The organism is Allobosea sp. P4_C6 (assembly GCF_056402015.1).
This window is the reverse complement of the sequence record NZ_JBFUIF010000019.1, coordinates 34,667-60,487: the sequence shown is the minus strand read 5'-3', so window position 1 is coordinate 60,487 and position 25,821 is coordinate 34,667. Positions and strand designations below refer to the sequence as shown.

The following is a 25,821-nucleotide window of genomic DNA, read 5'->3' as shown; positions in this document are numbered from 1 at the left end:
AACAGGGTTAAGGAGCCGTCAACGCAGGCATCGTGCCCCCGGCAACGGTGGAAATGCCGAGGGAGCTCGTGCTAGAGCGCGCGCCATGACCGATGACATCCGCGCTTCCGCCCTCCGCACCGTCGCCACGGAACGGGCCGGGCTCGACACCCTCCATGCCGCGCTCGCCGACGGGCTGGGCCAGCCCTTCACTGACGCCGTCGCGCTGATCCGTGCCGCGAGCGGCCGCGTGATCGTCTCAGGCATGGGCAAGTCCGGCCATGTCGGGCGCAAGCTCGCCGCGACGCTGGCCTCGACCGGCACGCCCGCCCATTTCGTTCACCCGGCCGAGGCGAGCCATGGCGATCTCGGCATGGTCAGGCCGGAAGACGTGGTGATCGCGCTGTCCTGGTCGGGCGAAACCGCGGAGCTGGCGGCGCTTGTCGGCTATACCCGCCGCTTCCGCGTCGGGCTGATCGCCTTCACCTCGAACCCCGAGAGCACGCTCGGCAAGGAGGCCGATGTCGCGCTGATCCTGCCCAAGGCGACGGAGGCCTGCCCGAACGGCCTGGCACCCACCACCTCGACGACGATGCAGATCGCGCTCGGCGATGCCTTGGCCGTGGCACTGCTGGAGGCGCGCGGCTTCTCGCCGCAGGATTTCTTCGTCTATCACCCCGGCGGCAAGCTCGGCGCGCAGCTCAAGACCGTCGAGAGCATCATGCATCGCGGCGCCGACCTGCCGCTGATCGGGCTCGACACGCTGCTGCCCGACGTGATCGCGATGATCTCGGAGAAGAGCTTCGGCTGCGCCATCGTCATGGACCTGGATGGCAAGCTCGCCGGCGTCGTCACCGATGGCGACCTGCGCCGCAAGGCGACGATGGGCGGCGGCGGATCGCTCAGGGCACGCGACATCATGACGGCCGATCCGCGCCGCATCGGGCTCGATACGCTCGCGGTCGAGGCGCTGGAGCTGGTCAACCGGGTGCGGATCACGGCGCTGATCGTCGTCGATGCGCAGGAGCGGCCGGTCGGCCTCGTCCATGTCCACGACCTGCTGGCGATGGGTGTGGCTTGATCGCGCAACGGAACCGCGCCGTCATGCCGGGGCAAGCGCGCAGCGCTTGAGCCCGGAACCCATGAACACGGTGATCGCCGGACAGGCGCATCGGCCGCCGCTCCCGGTTCTTTCTGAAATGTCGTGTTCATGGGTTCCGGGCTCGGCCCTGCGGGCCCCCCCCGGAATGACGACGCGGTTCCGTTCAACATGACAGGCTCTTGTCTTCGGAGTGCTGCGGTCTATTTAAAGCTGTAGACACTACAGCTTCGGAGATGATGTCATGACCGCGGCGGACAGGCTCGAACGCGTGATGCCGATCGGCGCGCTGGCGGAGCGTACCGGCGTCAAGGTCGAGACGATCCGCTATTACGAGCAGGTCGGGCTGCTGCCGCCGCCGGAGCGTTCCGAAGGCAATCAGCGCCGCTATGGCCGTCGCCATGCCGAGCGGCTCGCCTTCATCAAGCATGCGCGCGATCTTGGCTTCGCCGTCGAGAACATCCGCACGCTGCTCCGGCTCTCCGATACCCCCGGCATCGCCTGCGACGAGGCGCATGCGATTTCGGTCGCCCATCTCGATGAAGTTCGCGACAAGATCGCGCGGCTGCGCTCGCTGGAGAAGGAACTGGAGCGGATCGCCACCACCTGCTCGGGCGGCGTCGCGGCCTGCGATTGCGCGATCATCGAAGCCTTGGCCGACCATGGCCAATGCAAGCACGCCCGCCATTGAGCCGGCCTGCAGGCTGGAAAACCGTATTGCCTCTCGTTTCCCCGCCCGAAAGGCTTAAATAGGAAACCTGAACGGCGGCCTCTGCGCCGCCTCCACGATCACTTTGCGGGAGGGCGCGCGATGCGGCCATGGCCCATGCCGAAGGGAGTGTGGCCCCGAAAGGGGAACAAATCCCGATTCTGCCGGAGTCACCGATTCGGCCCCGCTTCGTTCCGGACTCGTTCCTGATTCAAGTTCACGCTCCCGCCCGCATGGGCGGGCGAGATGATCGGCTCCATCGCCTTGCTTCCTTTCCGTTCGCTGCCGCCCGCTGCCCGCGCCCATGGCGTCACGGCGGTGCTGGGCCCCACCAATACCGGCAAGACCCATCTCGCCATCGAGCGCATGGTCGCCCATCCGACGGGGATGATCGGCCTGCCGCTGCGCCTGCTGGCGCGCGAGGTCTACCAGCGCACCGTCGAGAAGGTCGGCCCCGAGGCTGTCGCGCTCGTCACCGGCGAGGAGAAGATCAAGCCGGAGCGGCCGCGCTTCTGGGTCTGCACGGTCGAGGCGATGCCGCGCGACCTCGCGGTCGATTTCGTAGCGATCGACGAGATCCAGCTCGCATCCGATCTCGACCGCGGCCATGTCTTCACCGACCGGCTGCTCAACCGGCGCGGCCGGGCCGAGACCATGCTGATCGGCGCCGGCACCATGCGCCCGCTGGTCGAGCAGCTGATCCCCGGCGTCAATGTGGTGTCGCGCCCGCGCCTGTCGAACCTGACCTTCGCGGGCGACCGCAAGATCACGCGGCTGCCGCCGCGCTCGGCCATCGTCGCCTTCTCGGTGGAGGAGGTCTACGCCATCGCCGAATTGATTCGCCGGCAGAAGGGCGGGGCGGCCGTGGTGCTCGGCGCGCTCAGCCCGCGCACCCGCAACGCGCAGGTCGAGATATACCAGTCCGGCGATGTCGATTATCTGGTCGCGACCGATGCGATCGGCATGGGGCTCAACCTCGACGTCAACCACATCGCCTTCGCGGCCGACAAGAAATTCGACGGCCATCATTTCCGCAAGCTCAACCCGGCCGAGTTCGGCCAGATCGCCGGGCGCGCCGGGCGGCATCTGCGCGACGGCACCTTCGGCACCAGCGGGCGTTGCCCGCCTTTCGATGCCGAACTGGTCGAAGCGATCGAGAATCACCGTTTCGAGCCGATCCGGCAGATGCAGTGGCGCAATTCCGATCTCGACCTGCGCTCGATCGCCGGTTTGCTCGACACCCTGAATATCCAGCCCTCCGAACTCGGCCTGACGCGGGCGCTGATCGCCGAGGACATGACGACGCTGGAAATCTTGGCGAGGGACCCGGACGTCGCGGCGCTGGCGCAAGGGCGTGCGGCGGTCGAGCGGCTCTGGGAGGTCTGCAGCCTGCCCGATTATCGCAAGATCTCGCCGATGCAGCACGCCGATCTGGCGACCACGCTGTATCTCCGGCTGATGCGTCATGGCCGGCTCGATGCCGACTGGTATGCGGCGCAATTGGCCTCCCTCGACCGCACCGATGGCGAGATCGACACGCTCTCGGCGCGCATCGCGCAGGTCCGGACTTGGACCTTTGTTGCAAACCGTCCGGACTGGTTGCCCGATCCTGAGCATTGGCAGGGCATGGCGCGTCTTGTAGAGGACAAGCTGTCGGATGCTCTGCATGAGCGTCTCGCCAGCCGATTTGTCGATCGGCGCACCAGCGTGTTGATGCGCCGCTTGCGGGAGAATGCGATGTTGGAGGCTGAGGTCACTGCGACGGGCGATGTGCTCGTCGAGGGCCAGCACGTTGGAATGCTGCAGGGTTTCCGCTTCACGGCGGACCCGAAGGCTGGAGGGGCCGAGGTCAAGGCCCTGAACCTGGCGGCGATGAAGGCGCTTGGCGCCGAGATCGAAGCCCGGGCGGCGCGCGTCGTGCTGGCGGGCGACGATGCCTTCGTGCTGTCGCATGACGGGCTGGTGCGCTGGGTCGGCGAGCCGGTGGCGCGCCTGACGGCCGGCGAGAAGGTTCTGGAGCCGCGCCTGCGCCTGCTCGTCGAGGAGCATCTGAGCGGTGCGGCGCGCGAGCAGATCGAGGCCCGCCTCAATCTCTGGCTGAAGAATCATGTCACCCGCCTTCTCGGCGCGCTGCAGATACTGGAAGCGGCGGAGAACGCCACCGGGATCGCGCGCGGCATCGCCTATCAGGCGGCCGAGGCGCTCGGCGTGCTCGAACGCGCCAAGGTCGGCGAGGAGATGAAGGCGCTCGACCAGGAGGGCCGGGCCGCGCTGCGCCAGCTCGGCATCCGCTTCGGCGCTTTCCACATCTATATGCCGGCGCTGCTGAAGCCGGCGCCCCGCGCGCTCGCCGCCCAGCTCTGGGCGCTCAAGCATGGCGGGCCGGAGACGGCCGGGCTCGACGACATCGCCCATCTCGCGGCGTCGGGCCGCACCTCCTTCCCGGTCGACAAGGCCGTGCCGAAGGGGCTCTACCGCGCGGCGGGCTACCGCGTCTGCGGCGAGCGCGCGGTGCGCGTCGACATCCTCGAACGCCTCGCCGATCTCATCCGGCCGGCGATCGCCTATCGTCCCGGCGCGACCCAGGGCACGCCGCCGGCCGGCACCGCAGATCAGGACGGCTTCGTCGCCACCGGCGCGATGACATCGCTCGTCGGCTGCGCGGGCGAGGACTTCGCCTCGATCCTGCGCTCGCTCGGCTATGTCTCGGTCAAGCGCCCCGGCCCGGCGATCACCGTGCCATTGGCGCCGCCGCCGGCAGCGACCGAGCCGGCAAAACCCGTTGTGGCCAAGGCGGATGACGCCACTGCCGCCGATGAGGCTGCACAGGCTGAGCCCGAAACGGCACAGGCTGAGAGCGAAACGGCGGGCACCGAAACGATTGAGGCTCCGGTAGAGGCCGAAGCTCCGGCCGAGCCCGCCGTGGCGCTGAACGACGATGCGTCGGCGGAAGGTGAGGCACCCGTCGCCGAAGCGCCGGCGGTCGAGACGGCGGATACGCCTGTTCTCACCGAAAGCGAGCTGGATCAGGCTCGCGAGCCGGTTCCGGCCGATGCTCTGGTGGCTCTGCCGGCCGAGGCCGAGACCGCCGAGACGACCGAGACCCCAGATGTGGCCGAGGCGGCAACTGCCGAGGCGCCTGCCGCGGAAGCCGCGACCCCGGCCGAGCCCGAGCTCATCGAAGTCTGGCGGCCGCATCGCCATCAGGGCGGGCGCCGACCGGAGCATGCCCCGCGCGGCCGCCGCGACGGCGATCAGCGCCGCGGCGAGCGTCCCCAGCGCGAAGGCCAGCAGCCGGGTGGTCAGCGTCGCGATCAACGCCCCGGACAGCAGCAGCCTGCCGCGGCAGCGCGCAGCGAAGGCGAGGCGCCGCAGCGGCAGGAGCGCCCGCAACGCCAGGAGCGGCCACGCCGCGACGAGCAGCCGCCACGGCAGGGGCGCCCCGAGGGCGGCCGCGGTCCGCGGCCCGACTTCAAGCGCGACGGCCGCCCCGGCGGCCCGCGGCGCGAGGAACGCGGCGGCGGCGAACGCTTCCAGCAGGCGCCGCGTCCGCGGCCGGCCAATCGCGAGCCGGATCCGGATTCACCCTTCGCCAAGCTCGCCGCACTCAAGGCGCAGCTCGAAGGCGGCAAGAACTGAACGATCCCGGGAGGCGCGGACCGCTTGCAGGAGCATCGTCAACGCCTCGACAAATGGCTCTGGTTCGCGCGGTTCGCGCGAACCCGTCCGTCCGCCGTGCGTCTGGTAGAGGACGGGCATGTCCGGATCGAGGGACGCCGCGCCGAAAATCCCGCGCAGGGGATCAGGGTCGGAGCGGTGCTGACGCTGGCCTTGCCGCACGCGACCATGGTCGTGCGCGTGCTCGCCTTCGCCGAGCGGCGCGGTCCCTTCGAAACGGCGCGACAGCTCTATGAGCGGCTCGACGGCGGCAGCGGCGATGCGCCGCTTGCGGAGGCGGAAGGCGGAGACTAGATCGCGGCTTGTCGTCGGCAGATGCCGCGAGCGGGCAAGCGATGAAAACATTCTCCTGGGCGCCAGAGGAATGAAAAAACGTTCTGCCGAAGATCACGAAAACAGCCTTGAAACCTGCGCCGGGCAGGGGTTTATGGGGCTGTTTAGAAGCGTTGGAAGGGCCGATCGATCATGACCTATGTGGTCACCGAGAACTGCATCAAGTGCAAGTACATGGATTGCGTCGAGGTGTGCCCGGTCGACTGCTTCTATGAAGGCGAAAACATGCTCGTCATCCATCCCGACGAGTGCATCGATTGCGGCGTCTGCGAGCCGGAATGCCCCGCCGAGGCGATCAAGCCCGACACCGAGCCCGGCCTGGAAAGCTGGCTCCAGCTCAACGGCAAATATGCCGGAAGCTGGCCGAACCTGACCCAGAAGAAAGAGGCGCCGGCCGACGCGAAAGAGTTCGACGGCGTGCCCGGCAAGCTTGAGATGTTCTCACCGGAGCCCGGCGAAGGCGACTGATTTTCGCCCCCTCAAGAGCCCAGCGCTGCATTAACCAAGACCGCGCCATGCCGTCACAGGGGAACGCCTTCCGGCGTTTACCTTTGATTCGGCGTGTTTTTTATGCTACAAGCTAGCCCCAGTCGAATTCGTTCCGCATGCCCCTGCGAGATTCCCACAAAAGGGGTGCCCCCAACGATCAGAGCGTCAGAGACAGCCGGTTCAACCGCCGGGCCTCGATCGTCGTTCTCGTCCTGGAGGAAATGAAACAGTCGACTGAGGGAGCGTGAAGCGGTGCCTTTCAAGCGTCGCATCAGGCGGAAAGTCTTCGTCCGACCGGATGAAGACGTGTCATCGCGTGCTCGCGTCGAGCGGGCCGGTCAGGAGTCGTAACGGCATGTCCACTGCGAAGAAAGCTGTTGTGCGCCAGGGTTTCAAGACGGGCGAGTATGTCGTCTACCCGTCCCACGGCGTCGGTCAGATCACGGCGATCGAGGAACAGGAAGTCGCAGGTTTCAAGCTTGAGCTCTTCGTGGTCAGCTTCTCCAAGGACAAGATGACGTTGCGCGTCCCGACCGCCAAGGCCGCCAGCGTCGGCCTGCGCAAGCTCGCCGATGCCGAAGCCGTCACCAAGGCGCTGACCACGCTCACCGGCCGCGCCCGCGTCAAGCGGACCATGTGGTCGCGCCGCGCCCAGGAATACGAAGCGAAGATCAACTCGGGCGATCTCGTCGCCATCGCCGAGGTCGTGCGCGATCTCTATCGTTCCGAGGCGCAGCCCGAGCAGTCCTATTCGGAGCGCCAGCTCTATGAAGCCGCGCTCGACCGCATGACCCGCGAGATTGCGGTCGTCGACGACGTCACCGAGACAGAAGCCCTCAAGAAGATCGAGGGTCAGCTCGCCAAGTCGCCGCGCCGCGCCGGCAAGAACGAGGCGGAGTTGGAAGGCGACAACGACGACCTGCAGGAAGAGGCCGCCTGAACGGCTGCTTCCATCCGGAATTCAGAAACCCGGCGGGCGACCGCCGGGTTTTTTGTTGTCCGGACCGCTCCGGGATTTTCCCGGAAACGCGAGTCATCCCGGCCGGAGCGAAGCGAAGAGCCGGGATCCATGCCTGAACCCTGATCGGAGGCGCTCCGGCATGGATCCCGGGTCAAGCCCGGGATGACGACTTGGTACCCCGCGCGATGAACAGGACTCAGGCGGTGCCCGTTCCCGCCTTGAGGAAGGCGATCGTCCGCGCCCAGGCCTGCTTGGCGGTGGCGGCGTTGTAGCGCTCGGCGCTGGTGTCGTTCATGAAGGCGTGGTCGACATCGGGGTAGATGATCGCCTCGTACTGGATGCCGGCCGCCTTCAGCGCCTTCTCGTAATCGGGCAGCATCTGGACGAGGCGCGTATCGCGCGAAGCCTGCTGGATCAGGAGGCGGGCCTTGATCTGCGGCACCTTGGCGAGATCGGGCGGGCCGCCATAGAAGACGACGCCGGCGGCGAGCTCGGGCGCCGCGACCGCGAGATTGTTGACCGCGCTGCCGCCCCAGCAGAAGCCGACCGCGCCGACCTTGCCGTTCGCGTCCGGCCGGGAGGCCAGGTATTTGAGGGCCGCGCGCCCCTGTCCGACGACGGCGTCGTTGGAAAGCTGCGGGAACAGCGCGCGGGCGGCGTCTGGATCAGCAGGCGTGCCGCCCAGCGGGGTCAGGAAGTCCAGGCCGAGCGCCGTGAAGCCCTCCAGCGCCATGCGCCGGGTGATGTCCTCGATATGCGGATTGAGGCCGCGATTCTCGTGGATGATGAGGACGCCGCCGCGCTTGGCCTCCGCCTTCGGCGTGGCGAGATAGCCCTTCAGCGCGACGCCGTCGACGGTGGTGTCGACCCGCGACGTCGCGATCCGGGCATCGTCCGGCGCGATCTGCTGCGCCCTTGCATAATTGGGTTCGAGCAGGGCCAGTGCCGCTTCAGCTGCGGCAGTGGTGCCGGCGATGGCGAGCAGCCGGTTCATGAAGACGCGCCGGTCGAGCGGTTTGTGTGTGTATTCGTCGTAGAGTTCGACGATCCTGCGATCGAGCGCCATTCCTGCCTCCCCGTGGGTTATAGCGGCGATCATAGCGACGTATTCGCCGAGCGCAGGAGGCAGGCGCCCGGGCTCGCAGCCTTGTGAAGGCGCAGGGCTATTCGGCGACGACCTTGTAGCGCTGGCCCGGCGTCAGCGCGGCGTTGCGCTCGATCCCGTTCAGAAGCTGGAAGAGCTCGCTCGGGCGATCCTGCTCGGGCATGCGCTCGGCCATGCTGGCGACGGTGTCGCCGGCTTCGGCCGCGACCAGCCGGATCTGCATCGGCCGGATGGCCTGGGCTTCCGCCGGGCTCAACGTTCGGAAGCTCTCGGCGATGCTGCGCATCGGCCGCTCGGGGTCGCTGGCGCCGCGCGCGGCGAGGATGAAGCGATAGACGCGCTCGCCGACCTGCACGGCGGCAAGGCGGAACATCCAGTCCGTGCCCTTGCCATAGGCGATGACCGCCGGCTGCCCGCCGATATCGACCTTCTCGATCCCGGTCGTCTCGACGCCCTCGATCCAGCCTGCCGCGACATAGGATTCAAGCGTCTGGCCGCTCTTCAGGGTCACGGAGTCGAAGCGCAAGGCCTGGGAGCCGCTGGCGCTGACGCCGATGACCATGTCCTGCGCGGCCTCCAGGCTGAAGCCCTCGGGCGCGGTGAAGCCGATGCGCAGCGTGCTGTTCAGATACCGCCGGCCGCGCACCACCCCGTCGCGCGGGTCGTCGCCATAGGCCAGCCCCTCGATGGCGTTGAGCCAGCGATTGGCGTCGCGCTCGCCGATGCCGGGCGCGCCGATCTGCCTTGCGGCGGCCGTCACCGCGGCGATGCGCTCGGGCGTCTGCGGGTGGCTGGAGAGGATGTCGAGCCGCTTGTCCTCGGCGCTCTGGTTCTGCCCGCTGTTGCGGAAGGCGGTGTTGCGCCCGAGGGTCGCCAGGAAGCGGCCGGCGCCGTACGGGTCGTAGCCTGCGCGCGAGATATTGCGCACGCTGATCTGGTCGGCGGTCAATTCCTGCTGGCGCGAGAAGCGGGCGAGCGAGAGCTTCGAACCCGCCCGCACGGCGGCGCCCTGCGAGGGGTCTTTCAGCACCTGCGAGACGACCTGGCTCACCAGCGCCGATTCGGCCTCCTTCTCGGCGCGCTCGACGGCGTGCTGGGCGGTGACGTGGGCGATCTCATGGGCCAGCACCGAGGCGATCTCGGAGGTGTCGTTGGCAAGCGCGAGCAGGCCGCGCGTCACGTAGAGCCGGCCATTGGGCAGGGCGAAGGCGTTGACCACCGGCGAGTTCAGGATGGTGATCTCGTAATGGCCGATCTGGCCCTCGCCGGCCTTGGCCAGCCGCTGCACCACCTCGTCGAGCGCGGCGCGGGCCTTGGGCGCGCGGTATTCGCCGCCGAAGGCCGTCAGCAGCCGTTGATGCTCCTGATCCGAGGCGCGCTGGACGGTGTTGATGCGCGGGGCGATGTCGTCGCCCGAGGGCGTCGGCAGCAGCGCGCTCTGGTCGCCGAGGCAGCCGACGAGCAGCAGGCCCGGCAGCACGATGGCCGCCAGCCGCTTCGAATGCCGCGAAAGCGATGTCCGCCAGGGCTCCAGCATATCCTCAGTCGATCAGTTCCAGCGCTGCCCGCGATGTCGCCTCCAGCAGGAGGCCGTCGCGCCCGGACATGACGCCATAGGCTCGCAGGCGTTTACCGCCCAGGCTGCCCGCGGTCCAGCCGGCAGCCTTCAATTCACGCCAAAGCGCGCGCGAGACGACGATCGAGGCAGCCTCCCCGGGACGGCGGGACAAATTCAGATAGGTCCGCTGGGAGCGCTCGCCAACGGAGGCGATCCGACCTTCCAGCATGACGTAACGCCCCTCCTGCGCCTTCACGGCGGCGAGATCATGACCGTCGACGGCCACGAGCTGCGAAGGTTGGAGGGCAGATGTTACCGTTTTCTGAATGGGAGCAGGCGCGCCCTTGCAGGAGGCTGTGGCCGGCTCGGGCAAGGGCAGGGCCGCGCCGCTGCGTTGCAGGGCGGTGGAAAGCTCCAGCGGCTCGCGAGCAGCCCCCTCGGGCGGGATGAAGAGCTTCGCGGGCCAGCGCCCCCAGCGGTCCGGCTCGCCCAGGACGGCGAGATCAAGGGCCCGATCGAGGAAGGGCTGGAGCCCGGCGCGGAAGCGCGCGGCTTCGTCGAGGTCCTGGCGCGGCGCCAGCCCGACCAGCCGCAGGGCGCGGCCATCGCTCAGGACCGGGTCACCGGCGGCGTTGATGCCGGTCAGCCGCGCTGCTGTCGTCTCGGCCCTGGGTTCGGCGCAGGCGGGCGCCGCCTGCACCGGCGCGCCGGGCAAGACCGCGATCATGACAGTTGCAAGAAGGGACTTCACCCGCATCGCGATTATGCTACACGACGTTTTGTGCGTCCCGGTAGCTCAGCAGGATAGAGCAACGGTTTCCTAAACCGTAGGTCAGGGGTTCGAATCCCTTCCGGGACGCCATTCGACAGTTCGCATGAGAGCGGCCACGTTGTTCTCCAGCGTCTCGTCAAGGCGCCGGCCATTCCGGATTCCCCTTCTCGGCGCGGTGCTTTAAGCAACGTTCATGGAGAACGTGACGCCGCAAGAACTCTTCATCCATGTCCGCATCGTCATGGGCATGGTCATCGGCCTCGGTATCACCCGGATGCTGGCCGGCATTGCCGGCTTCATCCAGCATCCCGGCCGCCACCGCGTCTCGTTGCTGCACATGCTCTGGGTCGGCTCGATCCTGCTGGAGCTGGTGCTGTTCTGGTGGTGGGAGTTCGGGCTCTCGCGCATTCCGGGCTGGAGCTTCGGCATCTACCTGTTCCTGATCGGCTATGCCGTGGTCCTCTATCTGCTCTCGGCGCTGCTCTTTCCGGACAACATCTCGGAATACGCCGGCTACGAGGATTTCTTCATCAGGCGCCGGCGCTGGTTCTTCGGCCTGATGGCGGCGGCGTTCCTGCTCGACATCGTCGACACGCTGATCAAGGGCAGCGAGCACTGGAGCCAGCTCAGCGGCGACTATCTCATCCAGGTCCCGATCGGGCTGCTGCTATGCCTCGTCGCCTTCGTTTCCGCGCGGCGCTCGGTCCAGATCGCGCTGGCATCCGTGCACATCGGCTATCAGGCTTACTGGATCGGGCGCGTCGTCTACACGATGGGCTGACGCCGCGCGAACAGGTTCAGCGCTCGGCGAAGGGCGCGAAATGCCTGGCGACCTGCCGGTAGACGCCCTGCTTGAACGGGATGATCAGCTCCGGCGTCTCGTCGAGCCGCGCCCAGCGCCAGGCGTCGAACTCGGCCTTGTGGCCGCCGGCCGGGGTGAGGATGTTGATCTCGTCATCGGCGCCGACGAAGCGGAAGGCGAACCATTTCTGCGTCTGGCCGCGCCAGCGGCCTTTCCAGGCCTCCTTGCCGATATCGCCGGGCAAATCGTAGGTCAGCCAACCCGGTGCCTCGGCGAGCAGCTCGACGGAGGTGACGTTGGTTTCCTCCATGAGCTCGCGGCGGGCGGCCTCCAGCGGGGTTTCGCCCTTGTCGATCCCGCCCTGCGGCATCTGCCAGGCATGGCCCGGCGCGACATGCTCGCGCTTCGTCTTGTCGGCGCGCCGGCCGATGAAGACGAGCCCCTCGGCATTGAACAAGGCGAGCCCGACGCAGGGACGATAACCTTCGGGGGCGGTCTCGGTCATCGCTGCGATCCGGTGGAGAGTGATCCGGTGGTCTTGGGGCTGCGGAAGCCGCGCGCGGCGCTGACGGGGACGAGCGCGATCTTCTTGGCTTCCAACGATTGGGCCCAGCGATTGATCCGCTCGATCGAGACCGGCAGGGCGCTGGCCGAGGCGACGACGATGCCCTGATCGCGCGCCAGCGCTTCCAGCGCCGCGAGTTCCTTGTCGATGACGTCGGCGCGGGTGACGGAATCGATGACCCGGTCGATCTTCAAGGCGGGGATCTGGGCGCGCGTGGCGGAGGCGGCCAGCAGGCTGCGCGGCGAAGAACCGTCGTCGACGACCATCAGGCCGCGGCCCGCAAGCTCGCGCAGGATCGGCGACAGGGCGCCCTCATCCGAGGTCAAACGGCCGCCGAGGAAATTGACGATGCCGACATAGCCGGTGAAGCGGCCGAGCGACCAGTGCAGCCTGTCGAGATTGTCCTGCGCCTTGGGGCCGGTCAGCAGCGTATGCGGGCCGGGGTCGTTGTCGGGATAGTCGAAAGGCTCCATCGGCAATTGCAGGAAGACCTCGTGCCCTTCGCCGCGGGCGCGCTGGACTGTGCGTTCGAGCTCGGTGCCATAGGGCGCGAAGGCCAGCGAGACCGGTCCGGGCAGCTTGGCGATGGCATCGGCGGTGCCGTTCTGGCTGATGCCGAGGCCGCCGATGAGCAGGGCGATGCGGCCGGCCGGCTTTGTGGCCGGCTCCGGGCCGAGGGGGCGGGCATAGATCTTCGCAGGCGTCGCGCCGTCGGGGCCTTGCTTCGGCAGCAGGCCGTAGCGGGTGCGTTCGGTGAGGCGGCTGTCGGGGGCGGAGGCAAGCTTGATGGCGCCGGCTTCGTCGGGAACGGTGATGATGATGGCGCCGGGCGCATCTTCGCCGGCGCGCACGACCGTGACGCCGGCGCTGTTCTCGAGCTGCGCAGCGCTCGCCGGCCCGCGCGAAGCGGCAAGAGGCGTATCGTTGCTGGGCGGAATGGAGGAGACGGGTGCCGCCCGCTTTTCGATGGAGGCGACGGCGACGGGCTCGCCGCCTTCTGGGTCGCGGCGGATCGCAGCAACCAGCAGCAGACCGAGGATCACGGTACCGACGCAGGCTGCGGCCGCGGTCGCAGACCAGCGGCCCCACGGCTTGCCGGAGGGCGCGGCTCGATCCTGGCCGAGCGGCCGATTGAGCTCCGTCAGCGGCGTTCCGGCCAAGGTCAGCCGTCCTCAAGGTTGCGACGCGGACCCGAATCAGTGGCCCGCGCGCTAGTCTTGTCGCCTAAGAAGCCCGCCGTCGAGCCCGAAGGCTCCCCTGTAGGCTCAGTTCGGCTGCTTCGGGGCTTCCGGGGCGGCGGGGGCCGCAGCGGTCGGAGCCGGGTCGGCCGCCGGCTTTTCGGCCGGTGCGGCAGCGTCCTTCTTGACGCCACGCAGCTGGTTGAAGGCCGCGATCAGCTGGGTGTCCTTGGCCGCGTCGTTCGGGACATAGGAGGCGGAACCGGACTGCTCCTCGCCCTCGCCGGCCTTGAGATGGCCTTTCAGCGCCGCCTCGCCCTTGTTCTCGACGAGCTTGTCCTTGATCTCCTGCGGGATGTCCTGCTGGACCTCGATGTCCGGCGTGATGCCCTTGGCCTGGATCGAGTTGCCCGACGGCGTGTAGTAGCGCGCCGTAGTCAGGCGCAGGCCGCCGTTCGAGCCGAGCGGGATCACGGTCTGGACCGAGCCCTTGCCGAAGGAGCGCGTGCCCATCACGACGGCGCGCTTGTGGTCCTGCAGCGCGCCGGCCACGATCTCGGCCGCCGAGGCGGAGGAGCCGTTGATCAGCACGACGACCGGCTTGCCCTTGGTCAGATCGCCCGACTTCGCGTTGAAGACCTGCGTCTCCTCGGCGTTGCGGCCGCGCGTCGAGACGATCTTGCCGCGATCGAGGAAGGCGTCGGAGACCAGCACGGACTGGTCGAGGCGCCCGCCGCGGTTGTTGCGGAGGTCGATGACGTAGCCCTTGAGCTTGTCGGCGCCGATCTCGTTCGAGAGCTTGTCGATGGCCTTGCGCAGGCCGTCATAGGTCTGCTCGGAGAAGGTGCCGATGCGGATGTAGCCGATGTCGCCCTCGACGCGCTCCTCGACCGCGGGCACGACGATGGTCGAGCGGGTCAGGGTGAATTCGAGCGGCTCGGTCTTGCCCGGCCGCTCGACCTTGAGCGTGACCTGGGTGTTGATCAGCCCGCGCATCTTCTCGACCGCCTGGGTCAGGGACAGGCCCTTCACCTCGGTGCCGTCGATCTGGCGGATGATGTCGTTGGCCAGGATGCCGGCCTTGGAGGCGGGCGTGTCGCGGATCGGCTTGGCGACCTTGAGGACGCCGTCCTCCATCGTCACCTCGATGCCGAGGCCGCCGAACTGGCCACGCATGTCCGTGTCCATGTCGCGGAAGGCCTTGGAGTCCAGATAGGACGAATGCGGATCGAGCGAGGAGACCATGCCGTTGATGGCGGCCTCGATCAGCTTCTGCTCGTCCGGCTTGTCGACATAGTCGGTGCGGATCTTCTCGAAGATGTCACCGAAGAGATTGAGGCTGCGGTAGACCTCCGCCGAGGCGGCGACAGCACTGGTCGAGCTGAGCAGCCTCGTCTGAGTAGCCAGTCCGGTCAGGCCCGCACCCATGATGGCGCCGGCGAGAACGAGGGAAACCTTGCGCATCATCCGCGAACCTTTTCGCCTTGCAATTTCGTCCACCACGGGCTCGGGTCGACCGAAACGCCGTCTTTCCTGAATTCGATATACAGGACCGGCTGGCCGGTTCCCACTCCTACTGTCGTCGCGGCAGCTTCCGATGTTTCGCCCATCATCGCAACCGGCTCTCCCGCCAGCACGAACTGATTGAGCGCGACATCGATCCGCTGCATGCCGGCAAGCAATATGTAGTATCCCCCCCCAGCGTTCAGGATCAAGAGTTGCCCGAACGAACGGAACGGCCCCGCATAAACCACCCAAGCGTCTGAAGGCGCCGAAACTAGGGCATTGGGCCGGGTCTCGAGCGAAATTCCGCGAATTGTGCCGCCGGCACCGTCGGGATCGCCGAAACCACGCAATCGTGATCCCGCGACAGGCAGCGCGAGCAGCCCCCTGGCATCGCCGAAGGCGATCTTCGGGGCGAGACGGGCCGGGTCCTTGAAGGCGAGCGCCGTCATGCGCTCGCGCTGCTCGCGGGTCTCCTGCTCGATCGCCTGGCGCGCGGCGTCGGCCGCCCTGTTGGCGACCGAGATCTCCTTCTCGATCTTCTCGACGAAATCGCGCATCGACCGGGCCTGGCCGGCGAGCTCGCTGCCCAGCGCGCGCTGGGCCTCGACATCCTTCGCCGCCGAGGTCTCGCGCTCGCGTCTTGCCTCGATCAGGGAGGCCAGGCGCTGGCGTTCGCCCGCGAGCTGCTGCATCTCCTCGCCGATCTTGATCTTCTCGGTGGCGATGCCGTCGCGCAGCCGCACCAGCTCGCCGAGATCGGTCGCGAGGATCTCGATCTCCTGGCGCAGATCGGGGACGACGGCGCCGAGCAGCATCGAGGCCCGCACCGCTTCGAGGATATCCTCGGGGCGCACCAGCACAGCCGGCGGCGGGCTTCGCCCGATGCGTTGCAGCGCTGCCAGCACCTCGGCGATCAGGCCGCGCCGGCCCTCGAGCGAGCGGCGAATCGCGGTCTCGCTGGATTGCAGCAAGGCGAGGCGCTTCTCCAGCGCGCCCAGCCGCTCCTCGCCGGCCTGCGTCCTTGCGGTGGTGTCGAGCAGGGCCTTGTTGAGCGCGGCACGGTCGGCGCGGATCGCGGCGATCTCCTTCTCCAGACCGGCGCGGGCCTCGGTATTGCCGGCGAGGCGCTGTTCGATCGCCTTGACCTCGGCTTCGCGCGCCTGCTTCTCCACAAGCTTCTGCATCGCCTCACGGGCGAGAGCGTCCGGATCCGGCGCGTTGCCCTGTGCGAGGGCCGGCGTGCCGAGCAATGCCACGGCCAGCAGGGCGGCGAGGCCCGGACGGCCCAGCCCGGAGCGAATCAGCAGGGCGGCAAGGTTCATGCGCGATGATAGGGGTGTCCGGCGATGATCGTCATCGCCCGATAGAGCTGTTCGAGCACGAGCGCCCGCACGATCTGGTGCGGGATCGTCAGGGCGCCGAAGGCCAGGGTGATGTCGGCCTTGTCGCGGATCTCCTCGCTCAGCCCGTCGGCACCGCCGATCACGAGGCTGGCATGGCCGACGCCTGAATCGCGGGCGGCGGCGATGCGGCTGGCGAAGGCGTCGCTGCCGAGAGGGCGGCCGCGCTCGTCGAGGGCGATCAGCAGGCCGCGCTGCGCCTTGCCGAGGATGGCTTGCGCCTCCTCGCGCTTGCGCTCGTCAGGGCGCCGGCCCCGGCCCTCGGTGATCTCGACGATGTCGGGACCGCTCAGGCCGATGCCCCGGCCGAGCGCGACGCCGCGCTCGCGGTAGCGCTCGCAGAGCTCCCGCTCCGGCCCATCCTTGAGCCGGCCGACGGCGATGACTGCGAGCCGCATCCGAGAACGGCGTCAGCTATCGAGGCGTTCGTTCGGCCGGTCGGTGCCCCACATCTTCTCGAGATTGTAGAACTGGCGCACTTCGGGCCGGAAGACGTGGATGATGATGTCGCCGGTATCGATCAGCACCCAGTCGCAGGCAGGCATGCCCTCGACGTTGGGCGCGGGGAGGCCCGAGCCCTTCAGGGCTTCGATCAGCGCGTCGGAGATGGCGGCGACATGGCGGTTGACGTTGCCCGAGGCGATGATCATCGCGTCGGCCAGAGATGTCTTGCCAACGAGGTCGATCACCGTGATGTCCTCAGCCTTCATGTCTTCGAGGACACGTTGCGCGAGGGCGATGCTATCGGCAGAGGGGTTGTCTGCGATAGCGGCCTGGGGAAGCGGCATCGGCTCGGCTTCACCAAGGGTTTGACGGTTCAGTGACGTATCCTCTCGAACGCGACGCGCTCTCGGCGCGACGCATTTAAAATAGGCCAAAAGGCCCCGGAATTCAATCGCGGCCAGCCTGACGGCGCAGCATGGTCGAAGACAGCGCCGAGCGCTTGCCGTGCAGGAAAACCCAGGCAGGGGGTCGCGTGCGCGGCAGGCTCGCCGCCTGATTCTCCGGAATGCGCCAGCGCGACAGCCAGTTGGCGGCGGGCGAGGCCATGGCGCTGTGGGTCGAACCCGGCCGGTCGATGATGGCGATCGGCGTCATCCGGGCGATCGTCCGCCACTCGGCCCAGCGATGGAAGCCGGCGAGATTGTCGGAGCCCATGATCCAGACGAAGTTGACGCCCGGGCAGCGCCGCTTCAGCGCGCGCAGCGTGTCGGCGGTATAGCGGGTGCGCAGCATCGCCTCGATGCCGGTGACCTGGATGCGGGCATGGTTGGCGACGCCGCGAGCCTGCCTTATGCGCTCGGCTAGCGGCGGCAATTTCGCATTGTCCTTCAGCGGGTTGCCCGGCGTGACCAGCCACCAGACACGGTCGAGCTGGAGCCGGCGCAGCGCGGTCAGGCTGGCGAGCCGGTGGCCGTCATGGGCGGGGTTGAAGCTGCCGCCGAACAGGCCGATGCACAGCCCCGGCGCATGGGGCGGCAGGCGCAGATGCTCGTTCGTCATCCCAGATGCATCGGCTCAGGGACGAATCTGGCCCGCGCCATGGACGCGGTACTTGAAGGAGCAGAGCTGTTCGACGCCGACCGGGCCGCGCGCATGCATGCGGCCGGTGGCGATGCCGATCTCGGCGCCGAAGCCGAACTCGCCGCCATCTGCGAACTGGGTCGAAGCGTTGTGGATGACGATGGCGGAATCGACCTCGGCGAGGAAGCGGGCGGCGGCGGCCTCGTCGGCGGTGACGATAGCATCGGTATGGTGCGAGCCGTAGCGCTCGATATGGTCGATGGCGGCATCGAGCCCGGCGACGGTCTTCACCGCGATGATCCGGTCGAGATATTCGGTCGACCAGTCCTCTTCGCTCGCGGGCGTCACGCGCGCGTGCACAGAAAGAGAGGCGGCATCGCCACGCACCGCGCAGCCGGCTTCGAGCAGCGCGGCGACGAGCGGCGCGAGATGGGTTCCGGCACAGGCCTCGTCGACCAGCAGCGTCTCGGCTGCGCCACAGACGCCGGTGCGGCGCAGCTTGGCGTTGAGCAGGATGTCACGGGCCATGGCGAGATCGGCTTGCGCATGGACATAGACATGGCAGTTGCCGTCGAGATGGGCGAAGACCGGCACGCGCGCCTCGCTCTGGACGCGGGCGACGAGGCTTTTCCCCCCGCGCGGCACGACGACATCGACGTTTCCGCTCAAGCCTGCGAGGATTTCACCGACGGCGGCGCGGTCCCGCGTCGGCACCAGCTGGATCGCGTCGGCCGGCAGGTCGGCCGCCTCCAGCCCCTCGCGCATGGCGGCGGCGATCTCGGTCGAGGAGCGGAAGGAATCAGAACCGGCGCGCAGGATCGCGGCGTTGCCGCTCTTCAGGCACAGCGCTCCGGCATCGGCGGTGACATTGGGCCGGCTCTCGAAGATCACGGCGATGATGCCGAGCGGCGTGGCGACGCGCTCGAAGCGCAGGCCGTTGGGCCGCGTCCATTCCGCCAGCACCCGGCCGAGCGGGTCGGGCAGGCCGGCGACGTCGGCGACGGCATCGGCGATGGCGGCGAGGCGCTTCTCGTCGAGGGCGAGGCGATCCATGAAGGAGCCGCTCAGGCCGGCCGCCTTGCCGTCGGCGAGGTCCTGCGCATTGGCGGCGAGGATGCGGGCGCTGCGGGCGCGCAGTGCATCGGCCATGGCGATGAGGGCGGCGTTGCGTTGCGCGGCCGGGGCGAGGGCGATCCGGCGCGCGGCGGCGCGGGCGCGCCGGCCGATCTCATGCATGACGAGCCCGACATCGTCGGCCCCGTTCGTCGCGATGATGCGCAATGCGCTGTCGCCCGTCATGTCATCCAGCCCAAAAACCCGTTCGCCAAAGCCTGTCCGAAAGGAAGCTTAGCCCAGCCCGAGCGCCATGTCGTCCCGGTGGATCATCTCGGCGCGGCCGGGATAGCCGAGCACCGCCTCGATGTCGCGCGAGGCCTTGCCGAGAACGAGCGCCGCCTCGGCTGCGTCGTAGGCGACGAGGCCGCGCCCAAGCAATTGCCCGTCCGCATCGCGGATCAGCACGGCATCGCCGCGCGCGAACTCGCCCTCGATGCGGCTGACGCCGACCGGCAGCAGGCTGGCTCCTCCACGCAGCGCGCGGGCCGCGCCGGCATCGACATGCAGCGTGCCGCGCGGCTCCAGCGTGCCGGCGATCCAGGTCTTGCGCGCGGTGGCGGGCGTCGATGCCGTCAGAAACCAGGTGCAGCGGCCGCCCGCGGCCACGGCGGCGAGCGGATTCTTGCCGCGCCCATCGGCGATCAGCATATGCGTGCCGCCGACGACGGCGATCTTGCCGGCCTCGATCTTGGTGCGCATGCCGCCGCGCGAGAGCTCGGAGGCCGCGCCCCCGGCCATGGCGTCGATCTCGGGCGTGATCCGCTCGACGACGGGGATGTGCCGGGCGGACGGGTCCTTCGCGGGCGGGGCGGTATAGAGCCCGTCGATGTCGGAGAAGAGCACGAGCAGATCGGCGCCCGCCATGGTAGCGACGCGGGCGGCAAGCCGGTCGTTGTCGCCATAGCGGATCTCGGTGGTGGCAACGGTGTCGTTCTCGTTGATGACGGGGATGGCGCGCAGATCGAGCAGGCGGCCGAGCGTGGCGCGCGCGTTGAGATAGCGGCGCCGTTCCTCGGTGTCGGCCAGCGTCAGCAGGATCTGCCCGGCGGTCAGCCCGTGGGCGGCGAGCGCCTCGGCCCAGTTGCGGGCGAGCGCGATCTGGCCGACGGCGGCGGCGGCCTGGCTCTCCTCCAGCCGGAGCGGGCCCGAGGGCAGGTTGAGCACGGTGCGGCCGAGCGCGATGGCGCCGGACGATACGACAAGCACGTCGGCGCCGCGCTGATGCAGCTCGGCCAGGTCTTCGGCCAATGCGGCGAGCCAGGCATGGCGCAAACGGCCACGGGCCCGGTCGACCAGCAGGCTGGAGCCGACCTTCACGACGATGCGGCGGAAATCGGAAAGCGAGGGCGTCTTCACGGGATACACGATGGGTTGCAGCGGGCCACCTGCCTGTTGGCGAAAACGGCGCGCTTGTAAAGACGTGGTTGCCACGGCAATTGCGCGGGATGCCGGAGGCTGGCCGGATTGACAGCGGGAAACCTGGCCCCCATATCCGAGGGCGCCCCGCTCGGCTTCGTTCCGCGCTGTCCACGCCTTCTTTATGGGCAGTCGTCGGTCTACACCGGCTCGATAAGCGCTGGATGCGGGGCTGCCGCGCGTCGATTTCGATACCAATCCTTCGCGATCTGGATTATTTCGCCCGCGCGGGCCGAAAATCGTCCGTAACAACCCGAGAGAAGATCACCCTTGAAGAACCCGAACGACCGCAGCTTCACCGACCGCCAGTCCAATTCCGCCAAAGCCAAGCAGGCTCTGCTCGAGCGCTTCAAGGCGCGGCCGAAGGCCGACGACCCGGTCATGATGCAGCGACGCGCGGAACGGGAAGCCATCGCCGGGGCCCGCGCCGAGCGCGAAGCCGAGAAGGCGAAGATCCGGGCCGAGAATGAACGTCTCGAGGCGCTCGAGCGTGCGCGTATCGAGGAAGAGAAGCGCCAGGAAGAAATCGCCCGCGAAGTCGCCCGCAAAGCGGAGCAGGCCAAGCGCGATGCCGAGCGTCCGCGCAAGGTGCTGCTCGAAGCCGTGCAGTACATGCAGCTGCGCACGGCCGGCAAGCGCCGCTGACGCGCTTTGCGTTCGGCTGGTCACAGCCGGGTGCCGGAATTCGCGCAAAATCATAGGTCGATCTGGGGCGCCGCGGGCGCCCCTTTTCATATCCGCCGCATATAAAGCTCGCGCGCGACCCCTTCACGCGCCGAAAAGCGCCTCTTGCCTATCGGCAAAATGAATTCACCGGATTAGTCTCTCGCCGATTGAACCTTTTCCCGCCTCGCCGCGACCAATTCATGCGAGCCGGAATGCTGGGTCTTCGAGGGGCGATGCATACGGAATCGGACGAGGATCTCGTCAAGCGGATCGCTTCGGGCGACCGGCTCGCGATGAAGGTGCTGTTTTCGCGGCACCAGGTGCGGGTCTACCGTTTCGTGCTGCGGCTTGTCCGCGACGAGACGCTTGCCGAGGATGTGATCAGTGACGTGTTCATGGATCTCTGGCGACAGGCGGATCGCTTCGAGGCTCGCGCCTCCGTCGCGACCTGGCTGCTCGCCATCGCCCGGAACAAGGCGTGGTCGCTTCTGCGCAAGCGCCGCGATGCCGAGCTGGACGAGGATTACGCCGGCACCATCGAGGACGAGTCCGATGGGCCGGAAATCGTGCTGCAGAAGCAGGACAAGGGGCTGGCGATCCGCGCCTGCCTCGAACGCCTTTCTGCCGACCACCGCGAGGTCATCGACCTCGTCTACTACCACGAGACCTCCGTCGAGGAGGTCGCGCGGATCGTCGGCATTCCCGAGAACACCGTCAAAACCCGGCTTTTCCATGCCCGCAAGAAGCTGGGCGAGATGCTCAAGGCCGCCGGTATCGACCGTGGCTGGCCCTGAGACGACCGGAATCATGAACCGGGGCAGAGCCGCCGGAGGAGTGGCGTGATGAGCGACAGCATCGCAAGCGATCCGAAGCGCCGGGAGCTCGAGGAGCTGCTGCCCTTCTATGCCAATGGCCGGATTTCGGATGCCGACAAGCGCCGCCTCGAAGCGGCTCTCGCCGGCGATGCCGAGCTGACGGCGCGGCTCGACATCATCCGCGACGATATGGCCGAGACCGTGCTGCTCAATGAAAGCCTGGGCGCCCCGTCGCCCCGGGCGCTCGAGAAGCTGATGGCCGAGATCGAGACGGTCCCCCGTCAGGCGCCGCTGTTGACGCGGGCCAAGGACGGCTTTGGCCAGAGCTTCCTGGGCTGGCTCGGCGGCCTGCTGGCGGCACAGCCGCAGCGCCGGCTCGCCTATGCCGGCGCGGCCGCGATCGCGCTGATCCTGCTGCAAGGCGTTGCCATCACCGGCCTTGCCCTGCGCGAAGGCGCCGGCTTCCAGACCTCGTCGGCGCCGGGCGCACAGACCTCGGAGCGCTATGTGCTGCTGAGCTTTTCGCCGGATGCCAAGGCGGGCGAGATCGCCTCCTTCTTCAAGCGCTTCGACGCCTCGGTCGTCGATGGGCCGCGCGCCAACGGCTTCTTCAAGGTGCGCGTCGGCGACGCATCGCTGTCATCGGCCCAGGTCGATGCCATCGCCGCGCGGATGAAGAGCGAGAGCGCGATCATCTCCTTCGTCGCACCCGCACCGTGATCGTGCTGGCGCCGCCCGAGGGCGCCATGGCATGATGTGTCCGCCGCAGGAGGGCCAGGCCATGCTGCAATCCGGTTTCGCTCGCAGGACGGTGCCGATGCGGCGCCTTGCCGGGGCCGCATTGCTGGCATGGGGCGTCGCTTTCGTGCCGGCTGCCGCGCTGGCCCAGGCTCCCGCTGCCGGAAGTTCGGCCTCCGACAAGCGTGTCGCTCCGGCGACGGCACCTCAGCCGCCGCCTGCCGCCAATCCCCCCAATCGCTCGATGCGCGTGCCGCCGGGGTCCTGGATGCAACCGCGCCAGCAGCGCGCCATCGTGCCGGCGCTGGACGAGACCCGCTTCGTTCCCGACGAGGTGCTGTTCGAGCTCGCGCCCGATGCCGAGGCCGACGCCGTGCTGCGCCGCTACGGCGCGACGCTGATCGCCCGCCAGCGGTTTGAGCTTGCCGGCGTCACCATCATCCGCGCCAAGCTTGAAGCCGGCCGCGACCTGCGGGCCGTGCTGACGCAGATGGGCGACGACAGCAGCATCGCCGGCGCGCAGCCCAATTTCCTGTTCGATTTGCAGCAGGGCTCGCAGTCCAGCCCCGGCACCCCGGCCGTTCCGGCCGTTCCGGCCTCTCCGGCGACGGCGTCCTCCGATGCGAGCACCCCGTCGGCGCCTCCCGCGCTGCGGCTTGGCGAGCCGACGACGGCGGCGCGTAGCGGCGCGGCGGTGCGCCGTGTGCTGCCGCCGCAATATGTCGTCGACAAGCTGCGCCTCGGCGAGGCGCGCAAGCTCGCGCTGGGGCGCGGCATCCGGGTCGGGATGATCGATTCCGGCGTCGACATGGACCATCCCGAGATCAGCGGGTCGGTCGTCGGTTATCTCGATGCCGTCGACGGGCTGGCGACGCCGCACGCCCATGGCACCTCGATGGCGACCGCCATCGTCGCCCATGGCGAATTGCAGGGCATCGCGCCGGCCGCCCGGCTGCTCGTCGCCCGTGCCTTCGGCGGGACGCAGGCGACCTCCGCCAACGGCAAGTCCTTCCAGATCCTGACGGCGCTGGAATGGGTGGTCCAGCAGCGCGCGAAGGTGGTCAATCTCAGCTTCGCCGGCCCGCAGGACCGCCTGCTCTCGAAGGCGCTTGCCGGGGCGAAGGAGCGCGGCGTCGTCACGGTCGCCGCGGCGGGCAATGGCGGCAGCCGCGCCGCGCCACTCTATCCCGGTGCCGATCCCAGCGTCATCGCCGTGACGGCGACCGATGCCGACGACAAGGTCTTCGCCGACGCCAATCGCGGCAGCTACATCGCCTTGGCCGCGCCGGGTGTCGATGTGCTGACGGCGGAGCCCGCAGGCCGGTACGCCTTCACCTCGGGCACCTCGATCGCAGCCGCGCATGTCTCAGGGCTGGTAGCGCTGCTGCTCGAAAAGCAGCCCGAACTCGACCCTGACAGCGCCCGCCGCATCCTCGGCGAAAGTGCGAGCGATCTCGGCTCGAAGGGGCGCGACCCCGTCTTCGGCGCCGGACGGATCGATCCGGCGGCGGCGCTGGCGCGGGTGCTGCCGGTCGCGACGGCCCGGCCCTGATCTGCGACGGGCTTGACCTGCGCCGTCGCATCGGCCTCATGGCGCGATGCCGCGCCCGAAACTCCTCTTCGTCGCCACCGAGGACTGGTTCTTCGCCTCGCATTTCCTGCCGATGGCGCGGGCGGCGCGTGAGCTCGGCTTCGACGTCGCGGTCATCGCGCGCGAGCGCAACCATCGGCGCATCATCGAAGCGACGGGCGCGCGCCTGATCGCGCTGGAAGCGGAGCGGCGCAGCCTCGATCCGCGCGCGCTGTTCAGGCAGATCACGGCGCTCAAGGCTCTGATCGCGGCGGAAAAGCCCGATATCCTGCATTGCATCGCGCTGAAGCCGATCGCGCTCGCCGGCCTCGCCGGCAAGCTCGCGGGCATCGACAGGCGCGTTTATGCTCTAACGGGGCTCGGTTTCCTCGGCGCGAAGCAGGGCGTGCTCGCCGCCGCTGCCCGCTTCGCCGCGATCGTCTGGTTGCGCGGCGCGATCGACGGGCCGCAGGTCCGCTTCCTGTTCGAGAATCCCGACGATCCCGTCACGCTCGGCCTCGATCCGCAGGATGCCGCGAAGGTTGCGCTGGTCGGCGGGGCCGGTGTCGATCCGCTGATCCTGATGCCGTCGCCGATGCCGAACGCGCCGCCGCTCAAGGTTGCGCTGGTGGCACGCATGCTCTGGTCGAAGGGCGTCGATCTCGCGGTCGAGGCGGTCAGACTCGCCCGCACTGAGGGCGCGAAGGTCACGCTCACCATTCATGGCGCGCCCGACCCGTCCAACCCGAAGGCCATTCCCGAGGCGACGCTGAAGGAATGGGCGGCGCGGCCCGGAATCACCTGGGCCGGTCCGACGCGCGATATCGAGGCGGTCTGGAAGGCGCATCACCTCTGCATCCTGCCGTCGCGCGGCGGGGAGGGGCTGCCGCGCACGATCCTGGAAGCAGCCGCCTGCGGCCGGCCGATCCTGACGACGGATGTCCCGGGCTGCCGCAGCTTCGTCCGCGAAGGGCAGGACGGCATGGTCGTACCCGTCGACGATGCCGCCGCACTCGCCAAGGCGCTCACGGTCTTCGCCCGCGCTCCCGGACTGGCGGAGCGCATGGGGGCGAACGCCCGCGCGCGCCTGCTCGACGGCCACACCGAGCGCGACGTGATGAATGCGGTGAAGGCGCTCTATCAGGGGCTCCTCGCCGCGCCCGCCGCGGACAAGGTCGCATGAGCGACGCGAGTGCTCCGCTTGACCGCGAGACGTTCATCCTCACGCATACGCGGCTGATGCCCGTGCCCTATGCGCCGGAGATCGCGCTGCATGTCGCCGAGGAGGCGACCGAGCTCTGGCAGAAGACCGAGGACGAACTCGCGGTCATCGGGCTGCCGCCGCCGTTCTGGGCCTTTGCCTGGGCCGGCGGGCAGGCCCTCGCCCGCTATCTGCTCGACCATCCGCAGGTCGTCGCGGGCCGGCATGTGCTCGATTTCGCCTCCGGCTCCGGGCTGGTGGCGATCGCCGCGGCGAAATCGGGCGCAGGCCGGGTAGAAGCCTGCGATATCGACGCCTTCGCCGGTGCCGCGATCGGCATCAACGCGCGCGCCAACGGGGTCGCGATCCTGCCCCGCGTCGACGACCTCGTCGGCCGCGACGAGGGCTGGGATATCATCTGCGCGGGCGACGTCTGCTACGAGCGCGAGATGGCCGAGCGCGTCATTGGCTGGCTCGCTGCCCTGTCGGCGCGCGGCGCGACGGTGCTGATCGGCGATCCCGGTCGCAGTTACCTTCCGAGGGGACGATTGGAAGCCGTCGCCACCTATGAGGTGCCGGTGACGCGCGCCCTGGAGGACGCCGAGATCAAGCGCAGCTCGGTCTGGCGCCTGGCGGGCTGA

25 protein-coding genes and 1 tRNA gene are annotated in these 25,821 nt (G+C 68.6%); 14 read left to right on the top strand and 12 right to left on the bottom strand.

Annotated elements, in window-relative coordinates; translation table 11 throughout:
• Positions 1–85: 85 nt before the first annotated feature.
• The 6 genes from AC1DVA_RS15530 to AC1DVA_RS15505 all read left to right on the top strand — a co-directional run bounded on the left by AC1DVA_RS15530 (position 86) and on the right by AC1DVA_RS15505 (position 7,227).
• Positions 86–1,060: a KpsF/GutQ family sugar-phosphate isomerase gene (locus AC1DVA_RS15530; protein ID WP_476806442.1), complete on the top strand. Its 975-nt coding sequence runs from the start codon at positions 86–88 to the stop codon at positions 1,058–1,060.
• A 262-nt stretch (positions 1,061–1,322) separates the two neighbouring features.
• Complete coding sequence (locus tag AC1DVA_RS15525) at positions 1,323–1,769, top strand: MerR family transcriptional regulator (protein WP_476806441.1); 447 nt, start codon at positions 1,323–1,325, stop codon at positions 1,767–1,769.
• A gap of 264 nt (positions 1,770–2,033) precedes the next feature.
• Positions 2,034–5,426 (top strand): helicase-related protein, encoded by a 3,393-nt coding sequence (locus AC1DVA_RS15520; RefSeq protein WP_476806440.1) that lies wholly within the window; start codon positions 2,034–2,036, stop codon positions 5,424–5,426.
• 24 nt (positions 5,427–5,450) lie between these two features.
• Positions 5,451–5,759 (top strand): RNA-binding S4 domain-containing protein, encoded by a 309-nt coding sequence (locus tag AC1DVA_RS15515; RefSeq protein WP_265051345.1) that lies wholly within the window; start codon positions 5,451–5,453, stop codon positions 5,757–5,759.
• Positions 5,760–5,930: 171 nt separating this feature from the next.
• Positions 5,931–6,266, top strand: a complete 336-nt coding sequence (gene fdxA, locus AC1DVA_RS15510; protein ID WP_265051346.1) for a ferredoxin FdxA — start codon at positions 5,931–5,933, stop codon at positions 6,264–6,266.
• A 376-nt stretch (positions 6,267–6,642) separates the two neighbouring features.
• Positions 6,643–7,227, top strand: a complete 585-nt coding sequence (locus AC1DVA_RS15505) for a CarD family transcriptional regulator (RefSeq protein WP_476806439.1) — start codon at positions 6,643–6,645, stop codon at positions 7,225–7,227.
• A 217-nt stretch (positions 7,228–7,444) separates the two neighbouring features.
• On the opposite strand, the gene AC1DVA_RS15500 is transcribed toward AC1DVA_RS15505, so the two are convergent.
• The 3 genes from AC1DVA_RS15500 to AC1DVA_RS15490 form a co-directional block, all read right to left on the bottom strand.
• Positions 7,445–8,314, bottom strand: coding sequence for a dienelactone hydrolase family protein (locus AC1DVA_RS15500; protein WP_265051348.1), 870 nt, complete (start codon positions 8,312–8,314; stop codon positions 7,445–7,447).
• A 97-nt stretch (positions 8,315–8,411) separates the two neighbouring features.
• Positions 8,412–9,890: a M48 family metalloprotease gene (locus AC1DVA_RS15495; RefSeq protein WP_476806438.1), complete on the bottom strand. Its 1,479-nt coding sequence runs from the start codon at positions 9,888–9,890 to the stop codon at positions 8,412–8,414.
• A 4-nt stretch (positions 9,891–9,894) separates the two neighbouring features.
• A complete protein-coding gene (locus tag AC1DVA_RS15490; RefSeq protein WP_476806437.1) occupies positions 9,895–10,626 on the bottom strand; it encodes a hypothetical protein in 732 nt (243 codons plus the stop codon).
• 70 nt (positions 10,627–10,696) lie between these two features.
• Here AC1DVA_RS15490 and AC1DVA_RS15485 point away from each other — a divergent pair.
• Positions 10,697–10,773: transfer RNA gene (locus tag AC1DVA_RS15485), tRNA-Arg, on the top strand.
• A gap of 103 nt (positions 10,774–10,876) precedes the next feature.
• Positions 10,877–11,464 (top strand): hypothetical protein, encoded by a 588-nt coding sequence (locus AC1DVA_RS15480; protein ID WP_442864868.1) that lies wholly within the window; start codon positions 10,877–10,879, stop codon positions 11,462–11,464.
• Between the two features lie 16 nt (positions 11,465–11,480).
• Here AC1DVA_RS15480 and AC1DVA_RS15475 read toward each other — a convergent pair whose 3' ends face one another.
• From AC1DVA_RS15475 to proB, 9 genes are all read right to left on the bottom strand, one after another.
• Complete coding sequence (locus AC1DVA_RS15475; RefSeq protein WP_265051373.1) at positions 11,481–11,990, bottom strand: RNA pyrophosphohydrolase; 510 nt, start codon at positions 11,988–11,990, stop codon at positions 11,481–11,483.
• Positions 11,987–13,210: a divergent polysaccharide deacetylase family protein gene (locus AC1DVA_RS15470; RefSeq protein ID WP_476806436.1), complete on the bottom strand. Its 1,224-nt coding sequence runs from the start codon at positions 13,208–13,210 to the stop codon at positions 11,987–11,989. The genes AC1DVA_RS15475 and AC1DVA_RS15470 overlap by 4 nt, the downstream gene beginning before the upstream one ends.
• A gap of 105 nt (positions 13,211–13,315) precedes the next feature.
• Entirely contained in the window at positions 13,316–14,692 is a 1,377-nt protein-coding gene (locus tag AC1DVA_RS15465; RefSeq protein WP_265051375.1) for a S41 family peptidase, read from the bottom strand.
• Positions 14,692–16,056, bottom strand: a complete 1,365-nt coding sequence (locus AC1DVA_RS15460; protein ID WP_476806435.1) for a murein hydrolase activator EnvC family protein — start codon at positions 16,054–16,056, stop codon at positions 14,692–14,694. Before AC1DVA_RS15460 ends, AC1DVA_RS15465 begins: the two co-directional genes overlap by 1 nt.
• On the bottom strand, positions 16,053–16,532 hold the full coding sequence (rlmH, locus tag AC1DVA_RS15455) for a 23S rRNA (pseudouridine(1915)-N(3))-methyltransferase RlmH (RefSeq protein ID WP_476806434.1): 480 nt from the start codon (positions 16,530–16,532) through the stop codon (positions 16,053–16,055). The genes AC1DVA_RS15460 and rlmH overlap by 4 nt, the downstream gene beginning before the upstream one ends.
• A 12-nt stretch (positions 16,533–16,544) precedes the next feature.
• On the bottom strand, positions 16,545–16,922 hold the full coding sequence (gene rsfS / locus AC1DVA_RS15450) for a ribosome silencing factor (RefSeq protein ID WP_265051378.1): 378 nt from the start codon (positions 16,920–16,922) through the stop codon (positions 16,545–16,547).
• A gap of 103 nt (positions 16,923–17,025) precedes the next feature.
• Positions 17,026–17,637 (bottom strand): nicotinate-nucleotide adenylyltransferase, encoded by a 612-nt coding sequence (locus tag AC1DVA_RS15445; RefSeq protein WP_476806433.1) that lies wholly within the window; start codon positions 17,635–17,637, stop codon positions 17,026–17,028.
• Positions 17,638–17,652: 15 nt separating this feature from the next.
• Positions 17,653–18,894, bottom strand: coding sequence for a glutamate-5-semialdehyde dehydrogenase (locus tag AC1DVA_RS15440; RefSeq protein ID WP_476806462.1), 1,242 nt, complete (start codon positions 18,892–18,894; stop codon positions 17,653–17,655).
• A gap of 111 nt (positions 18,895–19,005) precedes the next feature.
• On the bottom strand, positions 19,006–20,130 hold the full coding sequence (gene proB / locus AC1DVA_RS15435; RefSeq protein WP_476806432.1) for a glutamate 5-kinase: 1,125 nt from the start codon (positions 20,128–20,130) through the stop codon (positions 19,006–19,008).
• A gap of 330 nt (positions 20,131–20,460) precedes the next feature.
• On the opposite strand from proB, the gene AC1DVA_RS15430 reads away from it, so the two are divergent.
• The 6 genes from AC1DVA_RS15430 to AC1DVA_RS15405 all read left to right on the top strand — a co-directional run bounded on the left by AC1DVA_RS15430 (position 20,461) and on the right by AC1DVA_RS15405 (position 25,821).
• Positions 20,461–20,835: a DUF6481 family protein gene (locus tag AC1DVA_RS15430; RefSeq protein WP_265051381.1), complete on the top strand. Its 375-nt coding sequence runs from the start codon at positions 20,461–20,463 to the stop codon at positions 20,833–20,835.
• Positions 20,836–21,089: 254 nt separating this feature from the next.
• On the top strand, positions 21,090–21,650 hold the full coding sequence (locus tag AC1DVA_RS15425) for a sigma-70 family RNA polymerase sigma factor (RefSeq protein ID WP_265051382.1): 561 nt from the start codon (positions 21,090–21,092) through the stop codon (positions 21,648–21,650).
• 48 nt (positions 21,651–21,698) lie between these two features.
• Positions 21,699–22,391: an anti-sigma factor family protein gene (locus tag AC1DVA_RS15420; protein ID WP_476806431.1), complete on the top strand. Its 693-nt coding sequence runs from the start codon at positions 21,699–21,701 to the stop codon at positions 22,389–22,391.
• A 61-nt stretch (positions 22,392–22,452) separates the two neighbouring features.
• Positions 22,453–23,961 carry a S8 family serine peptidase gene (locus tag AC1DVA_RS15415; RefSeq protein ID WP_476806430.1) on the top strand — a complete coding sequence of 503 codons (1,509 nt, stop codon included), beginning with the start codon at positions 22,453–22,455 and terminating at the stop codon, positions 23,959–23,961.
• Between the two features lie 46 nt (positions 23,962–24,007).
• Positions 24,008–25,162: a glycosyltransferase family 4 protein gene (locus AC1DVA_RS15410; protein WP_476806429.1), complete on the top strand. Its 1,155-nt coding sequence runs from the start codon at positions 24,008–24,010 to the stop codon at positions 25,160–25,162.
• Positions 25,159–25,821, top strand: a complete 663-nt coding sequence (locus AC1DVA_RS15405) for a class I SAM-dependent methyltransferase (RefSeq protein WP_476806428.1) — start codon at positions 25,159–25,161, stop codon at positions 25,819–25,821. The genes AC1DVA_RS15410 and AC1DVA_RS15405 overlap by 4 nt, the downstream gene beginning before the upstream one ends.